Origin of the sequence: Beduini massiliensis, assembly GCF_000829905.1 — a bacterium.
Taxonomy (GTDB): domain Bacteria; phylum Bacillota_I; class Bacilli_A; order Erysipelotrichales; family Coprobacillaceae; genus Beduini; species Beduini massiliensis.
The window spans coordinates 275,715-290,676 of record NZ_CDPP01000002.1; the positions used below are offsets into that span (position 1 = coordinate 275,715).

The following is a 14,962-nucleotide window of genomic DNA, read 5'->3' on the forward strand; positions in this document are numbered from 1 at the left end:
TTACTCCTTTCGATTGATCCATTTACCATTTAATCCACATGTCACCAATGTATATGCAATGATCAGCATTTCAAAATATAGGAAAGTCATCAGTTGGAATTGTGTAAGGCTGAATAGATTCCTCATAAGATCCATCGGAAACATATAAAGACAAAACAAAGATATGCCTACACTTAATAATGTGAAATATATATTTGTCTTTTTAACATTATTTTTCTGCTTTTGAAACCGGATCACATCACTTTGCCAATCTTCAAAGTCAACATTATTTAAAGCCTGATAAACATTATCTCCGCCGATCTGCTCTCCTAAAATCATATAGGAATGCAGTTTCAAAATATAGGAATTGCAATAGTGATCTTCAATATGGCTTAATGCGGTTTCAAAGTTTTCCCCATCCTCAATATCTTCTATCGCTTTTAAAATACAGGTATGCATTCTTGAAGAGTTTTCCTTGAAAGCCTCAGCTGTCTGTAATAATGCACTCTTAATTTTCTTATGTGTCTTATACTGGATAGTCATTTGTTTTAAATAAAGACAGTAGTCATTAAAACGCTGAAATTCATAAGTATAACTAAATTGAGCATAAATAATAAACGGCAGCAGTAAGATAACCGTCAAAATTAATAATACCGCAAATTGCCATTTCAATTTGTGAGCTAAAGCTACTGCTGATAACAGCAGACTATATATTCCCAAAGATTTCAAGTAATCCAGTACAGAATAATGATATCCTAATTTTTCAATGGAGCTTTTTAAACGGTTAATTTTAAACAAGTTTTTCATCTCCTTTCCATTGAAAACGACAATTGTATTCCGCATACTGATCTTTCATCCACTTGGGCATAGGATGATAACTGACAAAAAATTGATTATGCCGTTTAACCACTTCATAAATCATTTTATGATGTCGACGATTATTTACATCTAACCAAAATACAGCTATCTGACTGATATAACGAAAAGTTTTTATATCCGTGATATCCGCTTTCACACGGATGCCAATATCCACCGATTGATAAATAATATTTTCTATCTTATCATTACCTAGTTCATTCCCTTCAAGCATATTTAAGATTCGCTTAGGGATATTAAAAACATGATCAGTATGCAAAGTGGTAATAATTTTTGCCCCAGTTGAAACAGACTTAATTAACTCTTTAACCTCATAACCTCTGGCTTCCGATAACAGAATCCACTTGGGCAGCATTCTCATACAGCTTTTGATTGCCTGATTGTAATCCACCCTTTCATTCACCTTTAATTCCACAATATCTTTACTTGGATACAGCTGGTTTAAATGCAGTTCAATTGTATCTTCTATTGTGATAATACGTTCATGATTTGGAATATAAGATGTTAAAAACTTTGCCAATTCTGTTTTTCCATCCCCTGTCATGCCGATAATGAAAAAATTCATATGGCTTTGAATACTGTTTTTGAATAATTGAATAACCTCTTTAGGACAATATTCCTGATCGGTCATTTTCTCCTCACTCATCCTTGCAATACAGGGAGTTTTACGAATGGACATCGAGGTTCCGCTGGTAGAAAAAGACTGATGGGTAAACTGTAGTCGTAAATCATTAAAATCAGCCTCCAATATAGGAGAAACTACATTAAATTGTTTATTTTCAACATTGGATATCTTATATGCCAGCTTCTCTATATCTTCATTACCTAATACAACATCATGACATTGATATCGTCCTTTACTAATATGATTAATCCAGACCGAACGGCTGTTGCAATTTATATCAGTAATATTGATATCGTCAATCAAATATTGAATTTTTCCAAAAAAATTTGGATCATGGATATTTTCTATTTTTTGTGGAACCTCATGAGGTTCCGCTATATAAGGCTCCGGTTCCTCCTCAATTCTTGAAACTCTTTCAAAATAGTCTATATCCTCGTTCTTTTTAAACCACTTCATACTACGCCTCTGGAACTACATTAATCGCTTGTTCCCACATTTTTGTCTGCGCCCCTTGAGCACTCTCGTTATTAGTATTGGTTATACTGATTGCTGCCACAACAACTAATGCTGCTACAGCTATTACAACAACAACTCCTAACGCTTGTTTAAGACTAAAATCCATTATATTTCCTCCTCGATTATGATTGTCTGACGACTCTGAATCACTTCTTCTTGACCGTTGATATGTTGATAAGTTTGAATGATGTTAACATCCAGTAACCCATTAATATGATCAACGCCTAAAACCTGCACTTTAATATCACAGTCACTTTGCTTACTGAAGACAACATGTTTCAATACTTCTGCCACTAGTTGATCATTAGATGTAATTTGCTGATAAGGTGATGCCAACTGTTTCAGCGGATAATAAGTGCTGTCATAGCTAATTCCATGAGTTTCATTTATTTTAAACGAACGGTCATTGATATCCGATAAGCATATAAAAAATATAAACATACAAATAAATAAAAAAGAGAATTTAATTGCTAATTTCATGTTTCTCCCCTATCTTTGCCGATAAGCATTAAAAAAAGACAAATCCAATATTTGCCCGTTGTTTAATAACTCCTTTTTTAACATATTATTTTCTTCCCTGCTCCATTCAAAAATATAAAGACTGTTTTCATCTGTTGCTTCCTTATTTAAGGAATCATTTAGAAGTTGATGAATTGATCCATTTATTCGCCATTTCGATTGTGGAAGCAAAGTATTCATATAACTGTTTCCAATATATCGTATCGTTTTTTCAGACTCCCTCTCTTTAGGCTGCAAGAAATGAATAAGTACTGTCTTGTAAACAATCTTTTGATATCGATCTGTCACACTAAAAGTGACTTCACCTATACCTTCTCGATGCGAATCTATTGCTTGATTAAATATCTTCACTTTATTCGTTATATTGCCATCTTCTTTATCTGTTGCCTGCACCCCTTGCAATAACAAGGCATCCGTTATTTCATCATCTACAAAAAAATAACGATCCGTAGCTTTAATGACAGGTGGCTCATTGACAATCACGGTTATTGTTTTTTGAACAATCGCCCCGGCAAGATCGGTAATTTGATATGTTACTTTGTAACGACCGCTTTTAATTGTTTTTAATTTTTCATCCAGTGCGACCTCATTGCTTGTCACAATCAGTTGACTTGTAATATCCCCGTCTTCTTGATCATAAGCAGTCGCATAGTTTAAAGCCTCAAATTTATCCCCTAATTGAATAATAAGATCTTCACCCTCAATATAGGCCTCTCCTCCACTCACAACTGGACTGGTGATTATCGGAGAATAGTTTACCCATTGTGCGGTTAAAGCAGCTTGTCCTTTACTATGGATATACTGGTTGTTTTCAAAATGACCGACCCCTAATAGCTGCCAACGATCAAAACTGTAGCCGGGACGGCTGACTTGATTAATTATGGTTGTTTCACCCGCCATTTTCTGAATAACTGTTACTTCTTTTTTGTCATTGTATATTCCGCCATTAGGATCAATCGTCAGTGTTCCTGTAAAGTTATCTGATTTTACCTTTAAAAAAGCACTGTCTTTTTGCGTTCCTATTGATGACAGGGATACTAAAGCCTGATTATTGCCTTGACTATGTCCGACGACTTGTGACATAGGATTCTGCGGATCTCCTTGAATCATGCTGTTATACCCACTAATTTGTCCTTCATAATCCGGTATTTTGCACGTAATCTTCATTTTATTACCGATTATTGTGACCTGTATCTTATCATTGGCATGAAATTTAAACCTTTCCACAATATGATGTGAATCTTCTAAAATCGTATAGTATTCTTTTGTTTTTTCATCATATTGATTCAAATAAACGGTAGGTGCTTTATTGACTTGATTGGAAGTAAAAGAAGGTATAAGCGAATGTTGAAACATTTTCTTTTCATACTCATCATAAAGAGAATTAAATCGATTCAGATGTTGCTGATTTGTTCCCTGAAGCAAATGCGTAATTGCCGTTGTTCCCTTTTTTGGTCCAATATAATCAAAATTTTCATTTCGTTCCTCACACATAACTTCCCATATTAATGTCTGAATAACCAAATAATGAAGCCTTGTTTCATTCGTTCCATCATCATAGCGATACTGTTTTTGTACTAACTGCAATAGCTTTGAAACATTCAAATACTTGCTGTCCGGTGTCGTTTTAGAATTATACGCCTTGACAAATAAAAGCGGTACGTTGCTCCCTTGATATTGACTATTATCAATTGAAACTACCCCGGGTTCTATACAATAGACAAATTCATTATTTGCTCCGGCAATCATTATCTTAAAATCATCATACTTAGCTCCACCTTTACCGTTAAAATATTCTTCATTCCCAATCTTTCCCTGTGCCTTTGTCATAATTCCGGCAACAACTTCCCTCATGGTAAATACCTTATCACCATTTTCCAAGGCACTAACAGAGGTAAAAGAAATACACCCGACCAGAATACTTAACGCCACTTTACAAATAGTTAGACATCTTTTCATACTTTCCCCCTTTTCAATAAAATAAAAATAGAAAAAGGTATCTCCATACTTTTTTCTACACTATCATATTACCATGTTTTATATAAAAAAATATCCCAAATCTCAGCCAAAATTATTTATCAATATCGTCCCTGTTCATTATTTATTATCGCAGCATTTACCCGACATTTTCTTAAATTCATACAATTCGTCGCAAATTAAAAAGTGACAGCTTCAAAATTGCTTCTAAAAGTTAGATCAAACCTCTAACAAATCAAAAACAATTCTTTCTATCTGTCACTCCATTATTCACTAATTGGAAAATTTCTTAGTACATTGCGGATAATAACTTTCATCAAAGACATACCCTAACGCTTTCATTTCACTGGTTGATAATAATTGGAATCCCGTACCATAAATACGTTCGTAAGCAACATCAATATGATAATAATTTTCGCCCACCTTCACAATATTCCATACCATTTCCATATTATTATATGTTCCCTCAACATAATAACAATCAATCTTTTGCTGCTGACACATATATAAGAAAGCACGTGCAAATCCTTCATCTGTTGCCGCATTATTGCATATTGCGCCATAAGAAGAATTGGCATATTTACCGGGAGCATCCGCCGGCAGATATTTAGTAAATTTTACCAAATAATCATTCATTTGCTTAACCAAATCATAATGATTGGTCGCTGTAAACATTGCTCGGCTGATGGTCAGATAGTTCCCTTCCAACTGACGATATTTTTCTTTTGGCAAGTATGGTCCATTCGCCACATCCTGCACACTGTCTGCTTCATCTACCCCATCAATTTGTACCGTAATCGTACGATTGACCGTCGTGATGTTTCCTGATAAATCAGAAACAGTATATGTCAATGTATAACTTCCTGCTGTATTCGTATCTACCATTCCGGTCACTTTTATTGAAGTGGTTAGATCTCCATCTGTTTTATCATTTGCCCTTACACCTTCTAAAGCATTAAATAAAGTCCCTACTTTCACTACTTTATTTTCTACACCACTAAATATCGGTGCTTCATTATCCTGACTCACCACAACACTCAAGCGCAGCTTGTTTGAACGGTTTCCGTAGATATCCTCCACAATAATAAAGACATCATTATAAGTTTTTGCTTCTGTAAACGTCTTTGTTTTCGGTCTGTCCTCTTCATCAAAATACACAATGTATTCCGAAGCATCTTGGATATCTTTAACTAAATCAGCAGCAATCAATGTATCGCCCACTTTAATCTCATATTTTGTTTGTATCAAAGAAGCAATCGGTGCTTCCGTATCTCGGATTTGAATTGTAAAAGGGTACTGTTTTCCTGCATATTCCGCATAGGCAGTATATATACCAATTTGATCAATTTGAACATCAGATAAATTTATAACCGCATTTTCTAATACTTTTTCATTTGCGTTCAAATAATTTTCGGCTGTCGTAGGGATTTCAGAGTGAATTTCATAAGTAAATTGTCTTTGTTTAACCGCAACAGGATCAACTGTAAATAAAAGACCAACCAGTGAGACGGAACCCACCAGCAACGCTCCCATTATACCCGCTATTATCTTCTCCCGTTTATCCATAAACTTCACCCTTCATTCCGACTAAAATATCTAAATCATTATATCATCAAATCCCCAGTTTGACATACAATTAGATAAATAATTAGCAATTCTTAAGAATATTTAGATTTTCTTAATATATCTCTATTTTAACATAAATTTGTGATAATAAAAGTTGTTTTGTCGAACTATTATGACTTATCATAAGTTTTAACACGCAATAGAAATTTTATTAGAAAAATATCTGATATTCCACCTTTTCTTGTATACAAAATTCTTCTATTTGTTTAGATAACAATTCAAAATAATGTCGATTCCCTTGATTATAAATCTGATGATAAAGAGGCAGCAGAGTGGGAGCATGCTTCTCAATTTGTTCCATTACCCACTTCTTATTCTCGCCTTTCAAGCGCAATGCATCAAACATATAATAGTCGACATAAGATTTACTCTCTCTAATAATCTCTTTGTAATTGGTTAATTTAGGTAAAATCGGAGCTACAAAAACATACGTGGTTATACCGGCGTCATGAATTTTTTTCAAAGCATCCATTCTTTCTTTAATCGGCGATGCCCCCTCTTCCATGATTCTTCTGAATTTTTCATCCACGGTAGCAATACTCATTCCCACCTCGACATGATCGATCTGCTTAAATAAATCAATATCCCGAACAACCAGCTTTGACTTGGTTAGGATTGAAACGGTCCCGCTAAATCCGATCAAATGTTTCAAGGCGTTTCGCGTCACTTTATATTTTGCTTCTATTGGCTGATAAGGGTCCGTAACTGAACTCATCATAATCCGTTTGGCATTTTTAGGAATAGGATATTCTTGAATCCTTTTAACATCCACATAATCTCCCCAGGCTTCAATGTGTTGAGTATAGTCTTTCATATAGTGAGCATAACAATACTTACACCGATGGGTACATCCTCGATAAGGATTAAAAACATGACCAAACGCTTTACTTTTCGTTAAAAAACTATTTACATCTATTTCCTGAATCTCCATGTTTCTTCTCCTTATTCGTTTGATAATAAAAAACACTCACATAATAATCCTCTTCAGGCAAATCTTTTACATAATGAAAACCTAAAGACTCATATATTGTTTTTAATTTTTCATTTTTATAATAGCAATCCAAATAAATCGTTGTTTTATCCGGATAATATTGATTTAAAAAATTTATGATATTTTTAGTCACGCCATTACCTTGGAAATAAGGGGTTATTGCCAACCGATAAAAGTAATACTCGTGATCTATCGTTTTCATCGAAAAAGTGCCTATTAATTCTCCATTTCTAAATATTCCAAACACTCTGTTTTCACTTACTTCTTTCATTAAAAACACGTTGTCCCAAGGGTATTGCCACTGGGGAATACCACGATTCAATAAATCAATAGTGACAATGTCAAGCAGCTCTTTTAGTTTATCTGTTTCTTTTAATTCTAAATGTCTGATCATTATAAAAATAGAGATAACAAAGTTATCTCTATGGTAATGGACGATCTACAGATAAATAAAGAGCGTACCAGTCTTCTCGACTCAATTCAATATCAACAGCTTGACATAGTTCTTCTAAATGTTCAGGTGAGGTCGTTCCGGCAATTGGTTGCATTGAAGCAGGATGACGTAATATCCAAGCTAAGGATAGCGTACTTGGGTTTACCCCGTATTTCTCACCTAGTGTTTTTAAAAGATCGTTTAATTTCTGATAGTCAGGATGATTTAGGAAAGTTCCTTTTTCCCATGACGCCTGTAAAATAGACCAAGGCTGAATTGTAATATCATGAATACGGCAATAATCTAAAATTCCACCGTCATGGTCTATCGATTGTGGATTCGTCATGTTTGCATTGATCCCTGAATCAATCATACCGGCATTGACAACATTGAACTGAACCTGATTAAACAATAATTTATGCTTTGTATATTTTTGAATCAGCTCGATTTGATATGGTGTCATATTCGATACACCGAAATATTTTACCTTTTTATTTTCATATAACTCATCAAAAGCTTCTGCGACTTCCTGCGGATCCATTAAAGCATCAGGACGATGCAGCAGCAACACATCTACATAATCTGTTTGTAATCTTTCTAAGCTCTTATTTACTGAGTCAATGATATGTTTTTTAGAAAAATCATAGTAACCCTTGCAAATTCCACATTTTGTCTGAATAATCATTTTTTCACGCCAATCCGGATGCTTTTTCAATACTTCACCAAATACTTCTTCTGATTTTCCACCTCCATAAATATCAGCATGATCAAAGAAGTTAATTCCTAAATCCATAGCTTTTTTAATCAACTGTTCCAATTGTTCCGGTGTCTTTCCGGCAATACGCATACATCCTAAAGCAATTTGCGAAACTTTTAAATCACTGTTTAAAATATCTATATATTTCATTGTTTTCTCCTATTCTTCATCTATCGATTGATTTCTGCTTAAATAATGATATAAAGCGCCTAATAAATTTGCTCTGTTTCCGAATTGATTCACTGCAATCTTTGGCCGAATTTTAGCGTCTGGCAATGATTCCATAATATCGTCCATTCTTTTTTCAACTTCGGCTAAGAAATCTTCTCTTTCACTGATGGCTCCGCCAAGTACAATAATTTCAGGATCATACTGATATTGAATATTATAAATTCCGATAGCCATATAATAATAGAAACGATCAATAGATTCAATTGCATCTTGATCCTGATTAGCGGCCATTTCAAACACTTGTAATCCACTTAAAGTGTTAGGATCACATTGCTTTCTTTTTGCGACTTCTCGAACTAATGCCACGGTTGATCCTACTTGTGACCAAGTTTTAAATCTTTCCGGTGCTTTTTGAGAAGGATCGAAATCCATGATACAATAACCGAATTCACCACCATGCTGATGAATTCCTCCATGGATTCGCTTATTTTTAACGACTGCTCCGCCAATACCGGTACCACATACGACAAATGCTGAATCCTGATGTCCTTTTCCGGCACCCAGCCAGCATTCCCCTAAAGCGGCACAGTTGGCATCATTTTCAATCTCCACATTAAGCCCTGTTTTTTGATTTAATATTCGTCTGAAATTAGGTCCATGTATATATTTGATTGCACTGCTGCCGCCAATCACACTGGTTTCACAATTAACAGCTCCCGGAGCACTGATGGCAATCCCCATTAAATTATAGCTTTTTAGTTCATTTGTTTTATCTGCTAACGCGTCGAAAAAGGCATCCGCATCGTTTGGGACCGCTATTTTCCCATCGGTTAATATATCCCCAAATTCATTGGCTACTGCCCACTTAATGGCGGTTCCACCTATATCAAACACCATATAATTGATATCCATTACTTCTCTCACTCCTTTGTTATCTGCCTATTAACAGGCGTCTATGATAAGTATAGTACATAGAATTTGCGGAGACAGTGTTTTTCAAATCAAGAAATATTTTCTAAAATTATACAAAAAAAACAGATCTCGACGATCTGCTACTCCCCATGATGTTCAACAACCTTTTTTAGCTTCTTTTCAAACTCCCTGCGACTAAACATAATCACAGCCCCGCAGCCTAAACATTTAATCTTGATATCAGCACCCATACGAATGATCTGCCACTGCGTTGACTTCTTACATGGATGCTGTTTTTTCATTTCTACAATATCATTTAACCCATATTGATGATCAATCATTATTTTATCTCCCTATTCTATATTTTCTCTTAGTTTATACGCTTTTAATGTATTATGCAAAAGCATGGCAATCGTCATTGGCCCTACTCCTCCCGGAACAGGTGTAATCGCTTGAGCTTTATTCTTACATTTTTCAAAATCCACATCTCCGCACAGTTTATTATTTTCATCACGATTCATTCCTACATCTAGTACCACAGCCCCCGCTTTGATATAGCTGTCGTCAAACATCTTCGCCACACCTACAGCCGCAATCAAAACATCTGCTTTTTGGCAAACTTCTTTCAAATTTTTAGTACGGCTATGTGCGATAGTCACTGTTGCACTTTTTGATAAAGCAAGTAATGCTACCGGCTTTCCGACAATATTGCTGCGTCCCACCACGACAACTTCTTTTCCTTCTAAATCATACCCGATACTCTCCAGCATCACCATCATGCCATAAGGCGTACAGGGCAATAGACCTTCTTTTCCTAAAAATAAATTTGCAATATTTACAGGATGAAACCCATCAACATCTTTTTTAGGATCAATCGCTTCAATAACCGTTTTTTCATCGATATGAGCAGGTAAAGGCAACTGCACTAAGATTCCGTCTACGGTGTTATCAGCATTTAACGTATAAATCTGTTTCAATAATTCTTCTTGAGTCGTCTGTTCAGACATTTCGATTTTGATTGAACCGATACCAACATAACGACAGCCAATTTCTTTATTTTTCACATAAGTCATGCTTGCAGGATTTCGTCCAACTAAAATAACAGCTAAAGTAGGCACTCTTTTACCATGTTCGTTAAGTCTTTCTACTTCTTGTTTTACTTCATCTTTAACCTTTAAAGAAATCTCTTTTCCATTAATGATCATTCTCCCTGCCCCCTTTTAAATTACTACTAATTATACTCAAAAACAATACGACAAACAAGCAGAAAATCACCCTTCTTATCTCCCCTTTTCATCATATCAGCAATAAATTTGACAAATCTTTCAGAGAAGTATATGCTTTATCTGTAAATGTTTAATAATGGTTACTATTACTAATTTCAAAGGAGAAAAATATGAAAAAATTTTATCGCTTATCTGCCTTATATGCCATCATCGGTATTATCGGCGGGGTCTTTTATCGTGAGTTTACAAAGTTGAATCAATTTACCGGCACTACGCCGCTTGGATTTGTCCATACACATGCTTTTATGCTAGGTCTTTTCTTTTTCTTAATCGTTTTATTATTAGAAAAACAGTTTAAATTAACTGAAAGTAAAAAAATGAAGTCATTCTTACTGTTTTATAATGGGGGATTATTTCTTACCATTATCATGTTAGTGGTACGTGGTATCACTACTGTCCTAAATACTACTCTGACTACTGCCATAAACGCAGCAATCAGTGGAATTGCTGGGGTAGGACATATTCTTTTAGGTGTTGGATTGCTTTACTTTTTCTTAATCCTAAAAGAAAGACTGGATAACGAATAAAAATCTCTCTCTTCATCTTTTCATAAATGACATTTTGTATTATGATTAGATAAAAACTGGGGGAATGAACATGGTTGATTTTAGTAGTCTGATAGATTTACAAATAGAGTTGTTTATATTGATGATCATTGGCTATGTCTTGCGGAAAATCAATATGATTCCCGCTACAGCGAGAAAATCACTGACTGACTTAGTCATTTATGTGGTTTTACCGGCTAATATTATTAATTCATTCTTAATTGAGATGAATTGGGATATTATCCAATCCGGAATTATTGTTTTAATTATCTCAATTATGATTCAGATATTTTGTCAGTTACTGGGAAAACATTTATATCCCATGGCAAATAAAAAACAAATACCGGTATTATCGTATGGAACCATTTGTTCAAATGCCGGATTCATGGGAAATCCGCTGATTGAAAGTATCTATGGTTCAATGGGATTATTGTTTGCTTCTATTTATTGTATCCCGCAAAGAATTGTCATGTGGTCTGCCGGTGTTTCCTGTTTTACGGATTCCAAAGGGAAGGATGTTATCAAAAAGGTGATTACTCATCCCTGTATTATTGCCGTTATAATCGGCATGATTTTAATGATGACACAAGTTCAATTGCCTTTATTTCTGACGAAAACCATCAAAGTCACCAGTAATTGCACTACCGCCTTATCGATGATTGTCATTGGAGGAATATTAGCTGAAATTAATTTAAAAAGTGTATTGAATAAACTATCTTTATATTATAGTTTTTTACGTTTAATCATCATTCCCGCTATTGTATTAAGTCTTTGCTTTTTATTTAAACTTCCCGCTTTAGCCGTAGCCGTTTGTACTGTTTTATCGGGAATGCCTGCTGGAACAACAACGGCAATTTTAGCCGAGAAATATGAAAGTGATGCAAAACTGGCAGTACAGATTGTCTTTTTATCTACTGCTTTATCATTAATCACTATTCCCATTCTTTGCATGATTATTGAATTGCTCTATTAACCAGTAAAGGTACCCCATGTCGGGTACCTTTTTATATTCCTTTCAATTCCTGATACAAACTTTTTGCGTAACTGTCTGTCATTCCGGCAATAAAATCACATCCCAGCAACAATCGATGATATAAACGTTCCCCTTCGTCTTTAATCCCTTTAACACTTCGATGATAATTATCCAAATAATTACGCGACAATAAATCAATATACTTCGATTGAATTTCCGTAATAGAATCTGTCTCATAGACGATTAATGCACTCATGAAACGATCTAATAAAAAGGTGATTATCTCATTTCCCATTAACTCCAGTTTTAAGATAGGTGAGACATTGTAAATACGGTCAAAAGAGAACTGTTTAAGACCATCAATCAGTTTAGACTGTGTGCATACCGCTAATAATTCTTTATTAAAGGTTCCCTGCATGATCTCTTCATAATGATGAATAAAAGCGTCACTTGTCTGAGAAATACAATAAAGTTGTTTTAACGTCAGCCAAGAAAACACAGCGTGTTTGTAAGGATCAAATCCCTTTTCTTTTTCAGCCACTAATTTTCTACCGTCATTATAAGCTTTTTCAAGACTCTCCGCTCCTTTTACATCTCCTGAAGCTCTAATAACTTCCATTAGATCTTCATAAGAATACAGCGACTTGTTGAAACCATCCTCCAAATCCGCGAAGGTATATGCTAAATCATCTGCTGCTTCTAAAATAAATGCCAGTGGATTACGACAATCATAACACCCCGTATTTTCTTTGATTTCATTGAAAATTAACTGTTCACTTTGAAAATAGCCGATTTTTTTTCTTAGTAAATTTCTTTCTTTTTTAGGCAGTTTATCTTCTTCCATCTTAACAAGAGAACTGGTTGGATATTTAATGATGGTATCCATGACACTTGATGTCAGATGCATTCCATTATTTCCTACTAAACGATGCAGTTTAGTGACAATACGCAAAGCTTGAGCATTCCCTTCATAATGAATTAAATCTCCATATTGCTGAGGGGTTAAATATTCTTTTAATATTTTATTATTTAATGTCAGCTTTTCCAAATTTTGCATAAACCAGTCACGTATCGCCGTTTCCCCAAAATGTCCAAAAGGTGGATTGCCGATGTCATGCAGCAGACATGCACAGTTCAATACTTCAATCACATTCAATGGGTCTGGTAAATCTTCTTCTAAATCATTCACCCTAATCTTTGTGCAAACTTGCTTTCCAATTAATTTAGCGATTGCCGCCACTTCTAACGAATGTGTTAAACGAGTTCTGACAAAGTCACTTTTATCAAGCGGAAAGACCTGTGTTTTATCTTGCAGACGGCGAAAAGAGGCACTGCGGATGATACGATGATAATCACTCTCTATCTCACTGCGTAATCCACTAAGATCCTGTTTTGAATTATTTTTCGGAATTCTTTCTTCACTCGTTATTTTGGTCCATTTTAATCGTTCCATCTGTTTATCCCCCCATAATTTCTATTCTTAGTATACCACAATCTTTTGGGGAACTGGTAGAGATTGCTTGCATTCAATCATGAACTTATGACCATATTATTATAAAAGCATTTTAATAGTATTTTAAGAAAGCTTTTCTTATAATCAGATTAGGAGTGTGATTTATATGAATAAAATCTATTTAGCAGGCGGTTGTTTTTGGGGAATGCAATCTTACTTTGACAATATTAATGGCGTTGTTTCCACTAAAGTAGGATATGCAAACGGAACCACGGCAAATCCTACTTATGATATTGTCTGTCATGATAACAGTGGCTTTGCGGAAACCATTGAGGTGCTTTATGACCCTCAAATCATCAGTTTATCATTTTTATTAACCATGTATTTTGAAGTAATCGATCCTATTTCCGTTAATCGTCAGGGCAATGATATTGGCAGTCAATATCGCACCGGAATCTATTACATTCAAGAAAAAGACCAAGACATTATTTTGAATGCTTTAGCCCATCTGCAAGTGGTTTACACCCAACCACTCGCAGTGGAATGTGGACCTTTAATTAATTTTTATCCGGCAGAAGAATATCATCAACATTATCTGCAAAAAAATCCCAACGGGTATTGCCACATATCACGTCAAAAGATTGAATCAGCAAAATACGCAAGACAAGAAAAGAACACCTTTTATAAACCTAGTATACACGTATTAAAAAAGCAATTAAGTGAGCTGGAATATCAAGTTACCCAAGAAAGTAAGACAGAACCGCCTTATCAAAATAAATATTGGAATCATTTTGAAAAAGGAATCTATGTGGATATCACAACAGGTGAACCCTTGTTTATCTCCGATGACAAATTTGATTCCGGCTGTGGTTGGCCAAGTTTCAGTAAGCCCATTGATCGCAAACTGATTAAAGAGCGTCGAGATACTTCTTTTAATATGGAGCGTACAGAAGTTAAAAGTCAGCTTGGCGATGCTCATCTGGGTCACGTATTTACTGATGGACCAATTGAAAAAGGGGGACTTCGTTACTGTATTAACAGTGCATCATTGCGTTTTATTCCCTTAGAAAAAATGAAAGAAGAAGGTTACGAAGCTTATATTCCTTTAATAAAACAATAAATGATATATTGGCATAAAAAAGAATCTCACGATTCTTTTTTGGTAGATAACAGGTACGCTTATGTTAGATCAACAACAGCCATAAAACGTTATTTTGGGTCATATATTATTTTATAAATCTTTATTATTCGCACAACAAATGATCGATATCATTTTAAAATCTTTGAAAAAGGGTTATGATATAGTTAGATATTAGATAAAGG

At 34.8% G+C, this 14,962-nt stretch carries 16 protein-coding genes; 3 read left to right on the forward strand and 13 right to left on the reverse strand.

The genetic code is table 11. The annotated features are described in order from the left end of the window. The 12 genes from BN1225_RS01420 to folD all read right to left on the reverse strand — a co-directional run bounded on the left by BN1225_RS01420 (window position 1) and on the right by folD (window position 10,587). Complete coding sequence (locus tag BN1225_RS01420; RefSeq protein WP_052466189.1) at window positions 1–777, reverse strand: hypothetical protein; 777 nt, start codon at window positions 775–777, stop codon at window positions 1–3. Then, the gene (locus tag BN1225_RS01425) at window positions 770–1,936 is read right to left on the reverse strand and encodes an ATPase, T2SS/T4P/T4SS family (protein WP_052466191.1); all 1,167 of its coding nucleotides are present in this window, start codon (window positions 1,934–1,936) and stop codon (window positions 770–772) included. The genes BN1225_RS01420 and BN1225_RS01425 overlap by 8 nt, the downstream gene beginning before the upstream one ends. A gap of 1 nt (window position 1,937) precedes the next feature. Continuing rightward, window positions 1,938–2,102: a hypothetical protein gene (locus BN1225_RS14670; RefSeq protein WP_156133040.1), complete on the reverse strand. Its 165-nt coding sequence runs from the start codon at window positions 2,100–2,102 to the stop codon at window positions 1,938–1,940. Beyond that, window positions 2,102–2,476 (reverse strand): hypothetical protein, encoded by a 375-nt coding sequence (locus BN1225_RS01430; protein ID WP_041138042.1) that lies wholly within the window; start codon window positions 2,474–2,476, stop codon window positions 2,102–2,104. The genes BN1225_RS14670 and BN1225_RS01430 overlap by 1 nt, the downstream gene beginning before the upstream one ends. Window positions 2,477–2,485: 9 nt before the next feature. Next, window positions 2,486–4,474, reverse strand: a complete 1,989-nt coding sequence (locus BN1225_RS01435) for an immunoglobulin-like domain-containing protein (protein WP_041138043.1) — start codon at window positions 4,472–4,474, stop codon at window positions 2,486–2,488. A gap of 291 nt (window positions 4,475–4,765) precedes the next feature. Then, window positions 4,766–6,058 (reverse strand): DUF5011 domain-containing protein, encoded by a 1,293-nt coding sequence (locus BN1225_RS01440; RefSeq protein WP_082029234.1) that lies wholly within the window; start codon window positions 6,056–6,058, stop codon window positions 4,766–4,768. Window positions 6,059–6,269: 211 nt separating this feature from the next. Then, window positions 6,270–7,049: a radical SAM protein gene (locus tag BN1225_RS01445; RefSeq protein WP_041138045.1), complete on the reverse strand. Its 780-nt coding sequence runs from the start codon at window positions 7,047–7,049 to the stop codon at window positions 6,270–6,272. Next, window positions 7,021–7,503 carry a GNAT family N-acetyltransferase gene (locus BN1225_RS01450; protein WP_041138046.1) on the reverse strand — a complete coding sequence of 161 codons (483 nt, stop codon included), beginning with the start codon at window positions 7,501–7,503 and terminating at the stop codon, window positions 7,021–7,023. The genes BN1225_RS01445 and BN1225_RS01450 overlap by 29 nt, the downstream gene beginning before the upstream one ends. A gap of 28 nt (window positions 7,504–7,531) precedes the next feature. Further along, entirely contained in the window at window positions 7,532–8,449 is a 918-nt protein-coding gene (locus BN1225_RS01455) for an aldo/keto reductase (protein WP_041138047.1), read from the reverse strand. A 9-nt stretch (window positions 8,450–8,458) separates the two neighbouring features. Next, window positions 8,459–9,382 carry an ROK family protein gene (locus tag BN1225_RS01460; RefSeq protein ID WP_041138048.1) on the reverse strand — a complete coding sequence of 308 codons (924 nt, stop codon included), beginning with the start codon at window positions 9,380–9,382 and terminating at the stop codon, window positions 8,459–8,461. 140 nt (window positions 9,383–9,522) lie between these two features. After that, entirely contained in the window at window positions 9,523–9,723 is a 201-nt protein-coding gene (locus BN1225_RS01465) for a DUF951 domain-containing protein (RefSeq protein WP_041138049.1), read from the reverse strand. Window positions 9,724–9,735: 12 nt separating this feature from the next. Continuing rightward, entirely contained in the window at window positions 9,736–10,587 is an 852-nt protein-coding gene (gene folD / locus BN1225_RS01470) for a bifunctional methylenetetrahydrofolate dehydrogenase/methenyltetrahydrofolate cyclohydrolase FolD (RefSeq protein ID WP_041138050.1), read from the reverse strand. Between the two features lie 191 nt (window positions 10,588–10,778). Here folD and BN1225_RS01475 point away from each other — a divergent pair, with 191 nt between their 5' ends. Beyond that, on the forward strand, window positions 10,779–11,195 hold the full coding sequence (locus tag BN1225_RS01475; protein WP_041138051.1) for a DUF2871 domain-containing protein: 417 nt from the start codon (window positions 10,779–10,781) through the stop codon (window positions 11,193–11,195). A 70-nt stretch (window positions 11,196–11,265) separates the two neighbouring features. Then, window positions 11,266–12,186: an AEC family transporter gene (locus BN1225_RS01480; RefSeq protein WP_041138052.1), complete on the forward strand. Its 921-nt coding sequence runs from the start codon at window positions 11,266–11,268 to the stop codon at window positions 12,184–12,186. Window positions 12,187–12,217: 31 nt separating this feature from the next. Here the strand turns inward: BN1225_RS01480 and BN1225_RS01485 are convergent, their stop codons facing one another. Continuing rightward, on the reverse strand, window positions 12,218–13,639 hold the full coding sequence (locus BN1225_RS01485) for a deoxyguanosinetriphosphate triphosphohydrolase (RefSeq protein WP_041138053.1): 1,422 nt from the start codon (window positions 13,637–13,639) through the stop codon (window positions 12,218–12,220). A 166-nt stretch (window positions 13,640–13,805) separates the two neighbouring features. Between BN1225_RS01485 and msrB the strand changes: the two genes are divergently transcribed. After that, on the forward strand, window positions 13,806–14,759 hold the full coding sequence (gene msrB / locus BN1225_RS01490) for a peptide-methionine (R)-S-oxide reductase MsrB (RefSeq protein WP_041138054.1): 954 nt from the start codon (window positions 13,806–13,808) through the stop codon (window positions 14,757–14,759). Window positions 14,760–14,962: the final 203 nt, after the last annotated feature.

What these genes read in the sequence shown, in the direction of transcription:
- BN1225_RS01425 (WP_052466191.1), bottom strand. Translation starts at nt 1,936, where the DNA reads ATGAAGTGGTTTAAAAAGAACGAGGATATAGACTATTTTGAAAGAGTT.
- BN1225_RS14670 (WP_156133040.1), bottom strand. Translation starts at nt 2,102, where the DNA reads ATGGATTTTAGTCTTAAACAAGCGTTAGGAGTTGTTGTTGTAATAGCT.
- BN1225_RS01430 (WP_041138042.1), bottom strand. Translation starts at nt 2,476, where the DNA reads ATGAAATTAGCAATTAAATTCTCTTTTTTATTTATTTGTATGTTTATA.
- BN1225_RS01435 (WP_041138043.1), bottom strand. Translation starts at nt 4,474, where the DNA reads ATGAAAAGATGTCTAACTATTTGTAAAGTGGCGTTAAGTATTCTGGTC.
- BN1225_RS01440 (WP_082029234.1), bottom strand. Translation starts at nt 6,058, where the DNA reads ATGGATAAACGGGAGAAGATAATAGCGGGTATAATGGGAGCGTTGCTG.
- BN1225_RS01445 (WP_041138045.1), bottom strand. Translation starts at nt 7,049, where the DNA reads ATGGAGATTCAGGAAATAGATGTAAATAGTTTTTTAACGAAAAGTAAA.
- BN1225_RS01450 (WP_041138046.1), bottom strand. Translation starts at nt 7,503, where the DNA reads ATGATCAGACATTTAGAATTAAAAGAAACAGATAAACTAAAAGAGCTG.
- BN1225_RS01455 (WP_041138047.1), bottom strand. Translation starts at nt 8,449, where the DNA reads ATGAAATATATAGATATTTTAAACAGTGATTTAAAAGTTTCGCAAATT.
- BN1225_RS01460 (WP_041138048.1), bottom strand. Translation starts at nt 9,382, where the DNA reads ATGGATATCAATTATATGGTGTTTGATATAGGTGGAACCGCCATTAAG.
- BN1225_RS01465 (WP_041138049.1), bottom strand. Translation starts at nt 9,723, where the DNA reads ATGATTGATCATCAATATGGGTTAAATGATATTGTAGAAATGAAAAAA.
- folD (WP_041138050.1), bottom strand. Translation starts at nt 10,587, where the DNA reads ATGATCATTAATGGAAAAGAGATTTCTTTAAAGGTTAAAGATGAAGTA.
- BN1225_RS01475 (WP_041138051.1), top strand. Translation starts at nt 10,779, where the DNA reads ATGAAAAAATTTTATCGCTTATCTGCCTTATATGCCATCATCGGTATT.
- BN1225_RS01480 (WP_041138052.1), top strand. Translation starts at nt 11,266, where the DNA reads ATGGTTGATTTTAGTAGTCTGATAGATTTACAAATAGAGTTGTTTATA.
- BN1225_RS01485 (WP_041138053.1), bottom strand. Translation starts at nt 13,639, where the DNA reads ATGGAACGATTAAAATGGACCAAAATAACGAGTGAAGAAAGAATTCCG.
- msrB (WP_041138054.1), top strand. Translation starts at nt 13,806, where the DNA reads ATGAATAAAATCTATTTAGCAGGCGGTTGTTTTTGGGGAATGCAATCT.